Below are 11,162 nucleotides of genomic sequence, written 5' to 3'. Positions count from 1 at the left end.
CGCCCACGCCGTTGCCGTCGTCGATGCTCAAGCCGTCGTCCGCGTGCCACCCGGCACCAGTGTCTTCTCCGCGCTCAGGACGAACCGTTCCAGTTCCGGGGAGCCCACCGCGTGGGGGCAGTACTCGTGGCGGACCCGGTCCACGGCCGTGCGCGCGTTCACGCCGGTGACCGCCATGTCGAGGCAGGCGAGCGCGGCGCCGGTGCGGCCGTGGCCGCCGAAGCAGGCGACTTCGAGGGTCGCGCCGTCGCGGAGCTCGGCGGCGAGGTCCCGGACGTGGGTGAGGAGGAGCGCCGACTCGACGGGGGCCTCCAGCGTGGGCCAGAAGACGAAGTGCGGGCGTCGGGCGTCGGCCTCGTCGCGCCAGCGTTCGTCGAGGTAGAGGCCGAGGTCCGCGGGCTCGGTGTGCGGCGCGTGCAGGCGGCGCTCCGCGCTGTCCAGGGACGTGCCCCACACCGTGAGGTCGCCCAGCCGGTAGTGGGTCCTCCAGTGGCGGTCCTTCTTCGGGCGGTCGGTCATGTCGTGCCTTCCTCTCGCGTCGCGCCGGAGCCGGGGATCCGGAAGCCGGCCGTGTGGTGTTCCGCGGGCCCGAAGGCCGCCTTGAACCTCGTCACCGAGGTGCCGGGGTAGGTGTCGCCCATGTGCAGGGTCCGGGCGCCGCGCGCGCAGGCGTCCTCGATCATCAGGTGGACGAGGTACGTGGGGGCCTGGCTCTGGCCGGCGGCCTCCTTGTCCATCGCTGCGGCCCAGTACACGGTCTGGGGGCCGTGGTGCAGGGCCATCAGGGCGGCGATCGGGGTGTTCTCGCGTGATGCCAGCCATATCTGGCAGGCGTTGCCCAGGTGGCGGGCGACCGCCGCGAACTTGGTGGGCGGGTTCTTCTCGCGCACTCTGCGCAAGACGTCGTCGGGGGTGCCGTCAAGGGTGTTGCCGGGGGTGCCGTTGGGGGTGGTGTCCGCCTGCCTCGCCCAGCGCGTCGCGGACAGCTCGAACAGGCGCTGGAACTCCGGGACGAGGCGGCCCGTGCCGTCCCGTTCCACGTCCAACCCCGAGCGTTCCGCCCTCCGTACCGCGCCTCTCGCCCGCTTCGTGAAGCTGTCCCGCCAGACCTTCTCGAAGCCGCCGGTCAGGTCGAGGACCTGGGTCATGCGGGGGTTTCTGGTGGTGCCCTTCGGCATCAACGGCTCCCACAGCGCCGTCGACGCCGTGTCCGGGCGCAGGTACACCTCCCTCGCGGGGAGTGCGGCCAGGTCCTCCACGACCGTCCGCGCGCGCTCGGGTGTCAACGCCCCCGGGCGTCCCACTACCCCGCCCACCCCCCAGCCCTCCGGCCACGACGCGTACGTCCCCGTCTCCGCCGAGCACACCAACGGCACGAGCAGCCTCGTGCCGTCCGGCCACGTGTACACGCGTGACGCGTCCTGCCAACCGTTCGCACACACCGCGTCCCGCCAGCCCGAGGTCTGGCTCGGCAGCACGCTGTCACCCGCCTCGGCGGTGAGTTCGTCCCAGAGGGGGGTGGGGATGTGGGTGTCCATGCGGACGCCGGGGAGCGGTGGGTCGCCTTCGCGGGGGGTGTCCGGTCGGGCCGGGGGGTGCGGGGCGGTTGGTGTCATGGGGGGACATCCTGGGGGGTGGTGGGGGGTGGGGTAAGGGGGGGTTTCTTCGGGTGGAACGGGGGTGGGGGGCGGGGTGGTAGCGGAGGTGGGGGAGTGGGGATGGAGTGGTGGCGGTGGCGGTGGCGGCAGTGGGAGGGGGCGGAGTGTCGGCAGAGGCGGGGGTGTTGGTGGAGGTGGAGGTGGTGGCATGTGGGGCGGTGGGGCTGGGCTTGGCGGACGGTGTGAGGGGGGCCGGGGTGGTGGGAGATTGTGCATTTCCGGCCAGGGCCGGAGCCCCCGGGGTCAGGGCGGCCGGAGCCGGGGCGGGTGCCGTCGGGATGGTTGGGGTGGGGGCAACCGGGGTTGGGGTGACCGGGTTCGGTGTGAGCGGAGTGGGTGTGGTTGGGGCCGGAGTGGCCGGGACCGGGGTGGTCGGGGCGGCCGGGGTTGGGGTGAGTGCGGTCGGGGCGGCCGGGATCGGGGTGGGTGCGGTTGGAGTGGTCGAGGGCGGGGGTGGCGGTGGCGTTTCGTGGTGCGGAACCGGTGGCTGTAGTGGGCGGGGGGTGCGGGCATCGTGGGTCGGGCGGTTCTGTCGGATCGGCGGGTTGGGCCACGCCGGGAGTTGACCCGCGTCCGCCCGTCCCGTACTCACCCGCACTCGCCCTGTACTCACCCACACTCGTCCCGCTCACCCCGCACTCGTCCTGTACTCGCCCCGCGCCCGCCCCGGCGCCCGCCTCGAAGAGCCGATGCCGTGGAGCTTCAGCCCGTGCCCCGCCCTGACGGTCCCGCGCCTCGCCCCGGCGGTCCCGTGCTCCGACCCACCGGTCCTGTGTCCCGGCCCGGCGGTCCCGTGTCCCGACCTGACGGTCCCGCGCCTCGTCCCGGCGGTCCCGTCCCCCGACCCACCGGCCCCGTGCCCCGCCCCGGCGCTTCCGTCCCGGCGGCGAACCGGACCCGGCTGGCCTGGGGCCCGGTCGGATGGGAGCTGACGAGCGGTGACCCGGCCGAACACCGCTGGTTCACCGAGCACTTGTCGGTCACCGAGGACCACCTGCCGTACGCCGAACCCCTGCGCACGTTCAGGATCGAGGTGCGGACGGGAACGGCCGCCGAGTGGTGGACGGGGCGGGCAGGGCGAACGGGGCAGACGGCGGACGGTCCCGTCGTCCGAATCCGCGACGTCCTCCACCACCGCACGACCATCGAGGGCTACCCGGCATGGGTCCCGGCGGACGGCGCCTACGCGTACGTCCACAGGGGCGGCAACGACTGGCTGGTCCTGCGCGACGACCGTGGCCCCAACCGCTTCCGCCCCGCCGAGACCCTGGCCGCCGAACTCCTCAACGTGACCCTCACCGAGCTGGGCGGCACAACCATCCACGCATCCGCCGCCACCGCCCCCCACGCCACCCTCTTCGCAGGCGCCTCCGGCACCGGCAAAACCACCCTCGCCCTGGCCCTCGCCGCCCGAGGCGGCGCCTTCATCGCGGGCGACCGCAGCATCCTCCTCCCCGGCGACAACCACTGGCACATCGCCGGCGCCGCCGTAGCCGCCCGCTTCGCCCCAGGCACCCTCCACGCCACCGGCCACGCCGAACGCGTCTACACAGCACGACTGCTACGCCACGCCGAGAAACCACTGCGCGAGGACGGCAGGCTGCCGGGCCACGGCGCCGGGTCGCTGTGCGACGGCGATGGGCTGCTGGGCCACGGCGAGAGGCTGCTGCGCGACGGAGCGAGGCCGCTGCGCGACGGCGGCGGGCTGCTGAGCCACGGCGACGAGTTGCCGCGCGAGGGCGACACCCCCTCCGCCCCGTCCCCGCCCTCCAAAGCCCTCCTCACCCAGACGGAACTCCACCGCCTCCTCCACACCCCCACCTCAGCCGGCGCCCCCCTCACCCGCATCGCCCTCCTCGAACCCACCACCACCAAATCCCCGACAGCGACCCGAATCCCCCCGAACGAAACCCCACCCCTCCTCCACCCCCACCTCCTCCCACCCCCCACCCCGTGGTGGCACCCCTCCCCGCCCCCACCACCCCTTCTCCCTCCCTGCCCCCCAGCCCCCACCTTCCGCCTCCGCTGGAACCCCACCACCCACTCCGCCGAGACCGCACTACGCGTACTGGACGAGGCAGAGGCTTCGGAACGGGGCTGACGTTGGTGGGGGACGGGGCGCTGTTCCGGGAGGCGGCGCACACGCGGCGTCCGGCCCCCTGGTGGCATCCCGGAGCGGTCGTGCTCCGGGATGCCACCAGCTGTGCCCGGTGCTTCCAGGCGGCCGCGTTGATCAGGCGGAAAGCCGTTGCCCATGGGTCGGGCCGGGGCCCGCGTCGGTGAACGCGGCGGGGCCGAAGGGGGCGCCGTCGTAGGTGTAGGGGTAGTCGATGCCCAGCGTCGCGTAGGCCGCTGCTCGTCGGCGTTCCTGCTGGAGGCGTTCGCGTGTGGCGTCCGCTTCTGCCTGGCGGCGGAAGATCGCGGCGGCTTCTTCCTTGCTGGGGCTGGTCCACGGACGGGTCCAGGGGCTGACGTACGGCTGGCTCGTCTCCGGCGGGACGGGGGCCGCTGCGGCGAGGGGCTTGCGGCGGGTGCCCGTGGCGGGGAGGAGGTACGAGAGCAGGATGTGCAGGCACGCCGAAATGGCGCGCGCGATAGAGTGGCGCACGGCGACAGAGTCCTTCCAAGACAGAGATGTCGTCACGGCCCCATCAGCGGAGTGCTTCCAACACTCCGAGTCCTGGTGGGGCCACTTTTTGTTGTTGTGCGCAGCACCGTAGCACCCAACTCACCCTTTGCAGACCGGAAGTTGAGTTCTGTGATCTTCCGTTCGGTTATGAGCGAACGGCGCTCTCGACCAGGAGTGCGCCGATGCGGCCAGCCGTCGGAGCGGGCAGGACACAGGAGTTCGCGCCTCTGAACGGGGGCAACCGCGGGGCTGTCGGAGAGGGGTCACGAAGCACCTGAGCGTCCGTTGCGTGTCGGCGTAGCCTGATTGCATGGCTGAGCACCTGGGAGACCGCCTCAAGCGTCTCCGCCGACTCGCAGACCTCACGCAACTGGAGCTGTCGGAAAGCTCCGGGGTGTCCCTTGATGTGATCGCACGGCTTGAGCAGAAGCGGAAGCACAGCGCGCGCCTCCCCACCCTGCACGACCTGGCTCGCGGGTTGGGTGTTGAGTTGACCGCCCTTCTCGGGGACCCGCCGGGCGCTCCCTCCACCGGTGATGCCGACCCGCCTCAACTGGTCGCGATCCGCCGTGCCATCGCACCTCCACTGTTTTCCCCTCTCCCTGAACCGACCGACGTCGAGCGCCTTTCTCTGCCGCTGCTCCGTCGGGAGATTTCCGAGGGGTGGACGCTGTATCACAACGCCCAATTCGGCGCTCTCATGGATGTGTTGCCCGGGATCATCAATGACGCTCGCTTCGCCGCCTCCGTAGGCAGCGTGGACGAGCGGGGAGAGGGACAAGCGGCACTCGGCAAGTCGCTCCAACTGGCCGGGCATCTCGCTATCAGGCTGGGGAAAACGGATCTGGCTCTGAGCGCCCTTGAGCGCGCGATGAACGCCGCCTCCGACTCATCCGATCCCCTGCTTTCTTCGATGATCAGCAACAGCGTCGCATGGAACTACCAGCGACAGAACCGGCTGGATGACGCAGGAAATCTAGCAATTCACGCCGCTGACTCCATCGAGAAAGAGAGCGAAAAGGGTGCCGACGGATTGAAGGTCTGGGGAGGGCTCATCATGTCCGCAGCCACCTCCTTCGCCCGTTCCGGGGACTATGAAACAGCGAACGACATGATGACCAAGGCGGAGGAGGCGACGAAACGGCTCAAGGATTTTCCGACCTCCTCCAACGGAAAGATGGTTTCCGTATTCAGCCGTTCATCCGTCCGAATCGAACGGGTTCGCCTCGCGGTGCAGCACGAAAAGCCCGCAGAAGCGCTTTCGTTGGCGAAGTCCATGCGGCTCAGCTCTGACACTCCACCCTCGTGGCGCACATGGCTCTTGCTGGACGTGGCACGGGCGCACACGGACCTGGACAATCCAGAAGGCGCCGTCAAGGCACTTGAAAGTCTCAGGAAGATCGCTCCAGGGTGGATGCGACACCACACCCTCGCGGTCGCCATCGTCACGGACCTCTGGGCGGGCTCGTACCGACCCCCTGGCCTGCGGAAACTGGCCGAGTTCCTTGGCGTGGTGAGTTAAGGACCCAAAACTAGGGCGCTACGTCCCTGCCCGACCTCCCCTCTCCACCGGTTTGCTGGCCTGCTGAAAGGAACCCCCGCGACGTTCGAGCGTCCGGGGGCCTGGCCACCAACCACGTGGAGGTTGATGACGATGGGCAACAGTACAAGCCCGAGCGGGCGGCGTAGAAGAGTTGTTCGAGCCGTGCCGGCCACCCCGGTCGCCTACTCGACCTATGCGCCCCGGGGACACACCTGCGCCGACTGCAAGTCCTTGATCGGCATGGGAGCGCGGGTCGTACGCCTCGCCGCCGACCACACCACGAACGGGCAAGCGCTCCCCGACTACCGGCACTACTTCTGCTACTACCCGAAGGGACCCGGCAGGCCCGCCAAGGAGGCCACCCGGTGAACTGGCCCAACACCCGCGCCAGCGCCCTCGGCAAGCCTCAGCTCGTCCAGCTCATGGACGGCACGGAAGAAGAAACTGACGCGGCATCCCTGACGGACTGGCGGACCGAGTACGGCGGCGTCCTCAACCCCCGAACCGGCGAGATCGAACTCCCCACTCAGACGTTCGCCCCCTGCCCCTACCCCGACTGCACCGAGTGCGCGGAGGAGGCGAGCAATGGTCACCGCTGAGCACATCGGGAAGTTGGTCACGGACGGACAGCGCACGGGCGTCCTCATGGACCTGATCGAGCGCGAGCACACGAACCCCAATTCCGAGTACCGCGAATCCAAGCTGTACGCGTACGTGCGTCCCGAAGGCGGTGGCATCGAATGGGACGCGCCCCCGGATGCTCTGGAGCCCGTGTGAGGACCCTGTGCACCATCGTCGTCGTCATGGCGGCGGTCATGTGGGCCGTGACCATCGCATGGATCGTCGCCGGGGTGATGTCGTAAACGCCTTCAACAGAAAGGATCGCCCCATGACGATGACAGTGCGGGCGTGCGGATCGATTTCCGTCCTGCCCCTGCCGGATCTCGTCGCCGCAGCAGAGGCCCACGGCGAAACCGTCCCCGTCAAGGAGTACGCCCAGTGCGCCGTTCCCGTGCGCTGTGAACTCGCCGTGGAACACGAGATGGACGGCGCGCACTGCGTGTATGTGAAGGAGTGGGACGACGGAACCGGAAATCTGTGGTGGCGCTGGTGGGCTGACGGGGCAGGGGAGTTCGTCTCCGCGCCCGCGTGCGAGGCGGTATCGGACGGCGACGACCCCGAGGCGTGCTATCTGGTCGCGAGCCACCCGCGCGAGCACTCGTGGGAGATCTTTAACCCCTTGCGGGAGGAAGTCACGCGCGATGCACAGAGCTTTCTCCCTGATGGGCTGGGGCGGCGGCGCCCGCAGGACGGCCCGTACGCTTTGGGAATGGCGACGACAGCAGAGCCCAAGTACACGGGCCTGATCTTCGACTTCTTCGGTGTCCTGACCTTCAACATGGTCGAGGTGATCTCCTACTTCGAGGACCGGGAGAGGATCGCCCGAGGGACGTTTCTCCGCGCCTGGGCCGACCCACGAGGGCAGGAACTGTTCCGGCAGCTCGAACTCGGCGAGATCACGCAGCCCGACTGGAACAGAGGGTTCGCTGCCCTGATGGGCGTCGCGCCCGACAACCTGATGGCCCGGTACCTTCACGACGCCTTCCCTGCGCACCAGGTGCTCAACGTGGCCCGGCAAGCACGGGCTGCCGGGATCAGGACCGCGGTGTTGTCCAACAGCCTCGGGCGGGAGCCGTACGACCCCTACGCCGGGTTCGACTTGCACGGCACCTTCGACGAAGTCGTGCTCTCCGCAGAGCACGGAGTACGGAAGCCCGATCCCGCCGTCTTCCGCCTGGTGCTCGACAAGCTCGGGGTGCCGGCCGGGCGGTGCCTGTTCGTCGACGACAGCGAAGAGAACCTTGCGGCCGCCCACAGGCTCGGCATCACGCCGCTCCTGGCGCTGGACGAGAAAGTGGTGGCGAGGCGTCTGCGTGAGGTGCTTGGCCTAACCGACCTGTAGGAACTCCCGCACCGCGGCGTGCGAGGTGTGTGGCGGGCGCCGGCTCGGTAGCTGCCACGACGCCCTCTTACCGCAAGCCGTCGCCGATGTGGCGAGCCTCGACGCCTACGCCGCCCGCGACATCCTGGACCACCCCGTTGCGCGCTCCTGCCTGAGCGGTGAGCAGAGACGGCAACTCGACGCCGTACTCACCGCGTCAGGGCGGGCAGGACACAGGAGTTCGCGCTCCCGAACAGCACGCTGATCGCCGGCTCCTCAAGCAGGGCGTGGGGCGCACGAGCACGGGGTTGTTCCCGAACGACGTCCCCCTCTCCACCCGTCCTTCGGCTACTTCACGAGTTGCCGCTCGGTGACGTGGGCGAAGTCGAGGGGAGAGGTTCCTTGGCCGACCAGAAAGCGTCGTCGACGTTGGGGCCAGGTACTTTCCGCTCGTAGTAGTCCTGCCCGGCGGCCTTGGTCTTGGGCCTGGCGACGTCGGATTTCTTTGCGCACGGGGTCGCCACTTCGAGGAAGAACTGGCCCGCGCTGCCGACAATGAGACCGAGGCGATACCCGTCAGGGGTTTCTGCGAAGATCGCCGGAGACTCCTTGTCCGAGTTGACACTGGTGATCTTGTAGCCGCTCTTCTTCCAGTTCCGCTCCACCACCCCGAGCAGCCCGCCCCTTCGCTCAGCCGAGACCTTCGTCATGACCACGGCCCTCCGCGTGACCGCTCCAAGTTCGTGGCTGTCCGAGGTGGCATCGAGGCAGAGCGTGTCGGTCGAAGTCTGATGGGTCCACTGCAAGGGCGGGACAACCGATGAAAGCGTCCTCTGAACGATTTGGTCGGCCGACTCGGCAGCCTGCTGCATATTCACCTTGGAAATTCCTCCAGCTTTTCCGGAATCGGCAGAGTTTCCCGTGCAGCCAGAAACGGCGAGAGTGAATACGATACTGCAAGCCAATTTCAGTCGGAATTTCATCGAGGTGCCTCAGTCGTGATGGAGTCGGATTTACCGGCTACGATCCTAGCGATGTTGTCTGCCGAGGCTGGATCGATGGCGGGGTTGAAGTAGTTGGAGTGGGCGGGTGTTGGTCCCTGGCCTGCCACGATGGGAAGTGGGCCGTCAGCCACCTTGAATCGCCTGCCGCCGAAAGCCTCGCTCGCAGGGTCCGTCCCGAACCAGTTCTGGTCGTGCTCGGGCATGAGCAGAGTGCTGAGGACCGGACCGGTGAGTACTCCCGCTTTCGAGGGCAGCCAGGTGACGGGGTCATTCTGGGCGGATCCGACGAACACATGATCGGCGCCGACGTTCAGTTGGGACGCATTGTCGGCTCCGGTGCCGGGGCTGCCGAGCAGGATGATGTCATCCGCCCCGGGGATGCCCCCTGGCCGCATGGCCGCTTCCCCGACCATGCGGGACCCGTACGAGTGCCCGATCGCTGTGAGGTGGAGGTCCTTCTGGCCGTTGGTCGCGGTGATTCCGTCCATGAAGCTGTTGTAGTCGGGGGCCCCGTGTTCTGCGGAGGTGGTGGACGCGACATCGATGGACTGGGGTGCGTCGTACCCGAGCCAGACTATGGAAGCAGTTGAATCACTGTCGTGCCGGTCAGCGCCCATTTTCGTGTAAAGCGCCCGATCCAAGGTGCCATTGGCAAAGTCCTTGTCAAGCTTGGTGCCCAGCCCCGGGACATAAGCGGCGACGTTCTTCGACGTGTCAGGATCCCCGTAGCTGACAATGGCGCGGCCGTTCCCCCGGTCGCCGATGCCCAGCAGATACATGGGAGGGTCGACGGTTTCCTGGAGCTTCGTCTGTATCCCCTTCAGCCCCGCCAGCATGTCTTTCGACTCGGGCTGCCCGTCCAGCTTCGCGATAAGGAGCGTCAGATTCTCCCTGTTCGCTTCGTCGCGGACGGCGGAAGGGATTCCGTCGAGGTTTCCGATGACGTCTGGGAAAGACGTGAGGTACTCCTCGCGCTGTTCCTCGCTGAGGTGGTCCCACCATTCCTTGCGGTCGGCCGGCGACTTGTCGAACGGCAGGTGATCGGCGAGGTAGTTCTGCGCCGCGCCGCTCACCGCGTTGACGTCGGCGGCCACGTCGGCCCAGGTCCTGGTGTCGACCGTGAGGCCCGGAGCGGCCTTCAGTTTCCCCAGCGCGGAGTTGTAGCGGTCATCGATCTCACGTGCCTCGCGCAGGGCGCGGGCGATGCGGTCGGCGATCTCCTGAGCTTTCGCGAGATGGGGGTTGGGGCTCTTCAACGCCGGTGCGCCAGGCCCCATGCCGGGAGAGTACATACCGTTGCCGTCGCGGCGGAGGCCGCTGTTGCCGGAGCCGATCAGGCCGTTGTTGCCCACCACGGTTCCCCCGGGAACCAGCTCGCCGGTCATCGCGTTCTTGCCACCGGCCGGGTAGTCGATCCGCCCGTCCGCGTGGACGGTGTAGCAGTTGGCCGCCGCATCCTCCAGCGCGTCCCGCAACTGCTTCTGCGGAGCGGCGAGTTCGATCCCCAGCGCTTCGACCGAGGCCCGCACGAGAGCGCACTCGGTGTGGATGTAGTGGTAGTTCTCGCTGAGCCGTTTCAACCGTTTGACTGCGGCCGTCGCCGACTCGCTCTCCTGGGTCTTGGCGAGGCTGCCGCTCATGTCGCCGTCCACCCGTTCGCGTGCCGATCCGGCATGCTTCGACGCGGCGTTCCACCCGTCGGCCGCGTCGGTCAGCTCGGACAGCTTGAGGTCTCGAAGCTGTGGCCAGGTCAGTCCGGAAGTGATCGTCACTCCGCTTTCCTCGTGTCGGGCACCTGGACGCTCTTGGTCTTGTCGGCCGCCGCCGCGTCGACTTCGCCCATGTCCTTGGCGACCTGCCGCAGTTTGGGCTCCAGGTCGCCGCACTCGTCACGGACAGCACTGAGGCGTTCGTCCCAGGAGGTGAGAACGGTCTTCAGCGTGCTGAGGCTGACCAGCCCTTCGAGGCTGCCGCTGATCCCGTCGTGCGCGGCGCGGAGGTCGACACCGGAGGTTACGGTGCTGGTCTGTAGTTCGTCCGCCGTACCGGCCGCTTTTGTCCAAGGGCCGCCTTTGTGCTTGAGCGTGCCGGTGCCGCCCGAGCCGTCAGCCGAGGCGCTGTTGAGCCGGGTATGAGAGGTATGCCGCTCGGCGGCCTGTGCCTTGAGCTGTTCCCACTCGTCCCATGCCATCGGCGGTCACCCTCCCCATGTCCCGAGCCCCGTTTCGCTTCTGCTCGTGTCTGGTGAGGCTGCCATGACAAAGATTACGGGTGGGGGTGCTGTGCGACGCCCGTGGGATCACTCAAATCGGCACTGAGTATGCGTACTTACTCCCAGCACGACCGAACACTGACACGGCGGCGTCCACAACGTGGGTCGTCCCAC

The 11,162-nt window shown here is 68.3% G+C and carries 12 protein-coding genes; 6 read left to right on the top strand and 6 right to left on the bottom strand.

Going from position 1 to position 11,162, the window contains the following annotated elements:
- Positions 1–27: 27 nt before the first annotated feature.
- Both IAG44_RS17785 and IAG44_RS17780 read right to left on the bottom strand, forming a co-directional pair.
- A complete protein-coding gene (locus IAG44_RS17785; protein WP_187748081.1) occupies positions 28–519 on the bottom strand; it encodes a hypothetical protein in 492 nt (163 codons plus the stop codon).
- Positions 516–1,616, bottom strand: a complete 1,101-nt coding sequence (locus IAG44_RS17780; RefSeq protein ID WP_187748080.1) for a GNAT family N-acetyltransferase — start codon at positions 1,614–1,616, stop codon at positions 516–518. Before IAG44_RS17780 ends, IAG44_RS17785 begins: the two co-directional genes overlap by 4 nt.
- 898 nt (positions 1,617–2,514) lie before the next feature.
- Between IAG44_RS17780 and IAG44_RS17775 the strand changes: the two genes are divergently transcribed.
- Positions 2,515–3,759 carry a hypothetical protein gene (locus IAG44_RS17775; RefSeq protein ID WP_187748079.1) on the top strand — a complete coding sequence of 415 codons (1,245 nt, stop codon included), beginning with the start codon at positions 2,515–2,517 and terminating at the stop codon, positions 3,757–3,759.
- A 132-nt stretch (positions 3,760–3,891) separates the two neighbouring features.
- On the opposite strand, the gene IAG44_RS17770 is transcribed toward IAG44_RS17775, so the two are convergent.
- Positions 3,892–4,266, bottom strand: a complete 375-nt coding sequence (locus tag IAG44_RS17770) for a hypothetical protein (RefSeq protein WP_187748078.1) — start codon at positions 4,264–4,266, stop codon at positions 3,892–3,894.
- Between the two features lie 331 nt (positions 4,267–4,597).
- Between IAG44_RS17770 and IAG44_RS17765 the strand changes: the two genes are divergently transcribed.
- The 5 genes from IAG44_RS17765 to IAG44_RS17745 all read left to right on the top strand — a co-directional run bounded on the left by IAG44_RS17765 (position 4,598) and on the right by IAG44_RS17745 (position 7,793).
- Positions 4,598–5,809, top strand: a complete 1,212-nt coding sequence (locus IAG44_RS17765; protein ID WP_187748077.1) for a helix-turn-helix domain-containing protein — start codon at positions 4,598–4,600, stop codon at positions 5,807–5,809.
- A gap of 183 nt (positions 5,810–5,992) precedes the next feature.
- Positions 5,993–6,199 (top strand): hypothetical protein, encoded by a 207-nt coding sequence (locus IAG44_RS17760; protein WP_187748076.1) that lies wholly within the window; start codon positions 5,993–5,995, stop codon positions 6,197–6,199.
- Complete coding sequence (locus IAG44_RS17755; protein ID WP_187748075.1) at positions 6,196–6,429, top strand: hypothetical protein; 234 nt, start codon at positions 6,196–6,198, stop codon at positions 6,427–6,429. Before IAG44_RS17760 ends, IAG44_RS17755 begins: the two co-directional genes overlap by 4 nt.
- Positions 6,416–6,607, top strand: a complete 192-nt coding sequence (locus tag IAG44_RS17750) for a hypothetical protein (protein ID WP_187748074.1) — start codon at positions 6,416–6,418, stop codon at positions 6,605–6,607. Before IAG44_RS17755 ends, IAG44_RS17750 begins: the two co-directional genes overlap by 14 nt.
- Before the next feature lie 112 nt (positions 6,608–6,719).
- A complete protein-coding gene (locus tag IAG44_RS17745) occupies positions 6,720–7,793 on the top strand; it encodes an HAD family hydrolase (protein ID WP_187748073.1) in 1,074 nt (357 codons plus the stop codon).
- 332 nt (positions 7,794–8,125) lie between these two features.
- Here the strand turns inward: IAG44_RS17745 and IAG44_RS17740 are convergent, their stop codons facing one another.
- From IAG44_RS17740 to IAG44_RS17730, 3 genes are all read right to left on the bottom strand, one after another.
- The gene (locus IAG44_RS17740) at positions 8,126–8,644 is read right to left on the bottom strand and encodes a hypothetical protein (protein WP_246564099.1); all 519 of its coding nucleotides are present in this window, start codon (positions 8,642–8,644) and stop codon (positions 8,126–8,128) included.
- Between the two features lie 107 nt (positions 8,645–8,751).
- On the bottom strand, positions 8,752–10,548 hold the full coding sequence (locus IAG44_RS17735) for an alpha/beta hydrolase (RefSeq protein WP_343075742.1): 1,797 nt from the start codon (positions 10,546–10,548) through the stop codon (positions 8,752–8,754).
- The gene (locus IAG44_RS17730; RefSeq protein ID WP_187748071.1) at positions 10,545–10,967 is read right to left on the bottom strand and encodes an amino acid ABC transporter permease; all 423 of its coding nucleotides are present in this window, start codon (positions 10,965–10,967) and stop codon (positions 10,545–10,547) included. The genes IAG44_RS17735 and IAG44_RS17730 overlap by 4 nt, the downstream gene beginning before the upstream one ends.
- Positions 10,968–11,162: the final 195 nt, after the last annotated feature.

Origin of the sequence: Streptomyces roseirectus (genome assembly GCF_014489635.1) — a bacterium.
GTDB classification, from domain to species: Bacteria; Actinomycetota; Actinomycetes; order Streptomycetales; family Streptomycetaceae; genus Streptomyces; species Streptomyces roseirectus.
This window is presented reverse-complemented; position numbering and strand designations above follow the sequence as displayed.

Bases quoted from the DNA above. Each gene is read 5' to 3' on its own strand.
- IAG44_RS17730 (WP_187748071.1), bottom strand. From the start codon at position 10,967: ATGGCATGGGACGAGTGGGAACAGCTCAAGGCACAGGCCGCCGAGCGG.
- IAG44_RS17750 (WP_187748074.1), top strand. From the start codon at position 6,416: ATGGTCACCGCTGAGCACATCGGGAAGTTGGTCACGGACGGACAGCGC.
- IAG44_RS17780 (WP_187748080.1), bottom strand. From the start codon at position 1,616: ATGACACCAACCGCCCCGCACCCCCCGGCCCGACCGGACACCCCCCGC.
- IAG44_RS17785 (WP_187748081.1), bottom strand. From the start codon at position 519: ATGACCGACCGCCCGAAGAAGGACCGCCACTGGAGGACCCACTACCGG.
- IAG44_RS17740 (WP_246564099.1), bottom strand. From the start codon at position 8,644: ATGCAGCAGGCTGCCGAGTCGGCCGACCAAATCGTTCAGAGGACGCTT.
- IAG44_RS17765 (WP_187748077.1), top strand. From the start codon at position 4,598: ATGGCTGAGCACCTGGGAGACCGCCTCAAGCGTCTCCGCCGACTCGCA.
- IAG44_RS17745 (WP_187748073.1), top strand. From the start codon at position 6,720: ATGACGATGACAGTGCGGGCGTGCGGATCGATTTCCGTCCTGCCCCTG.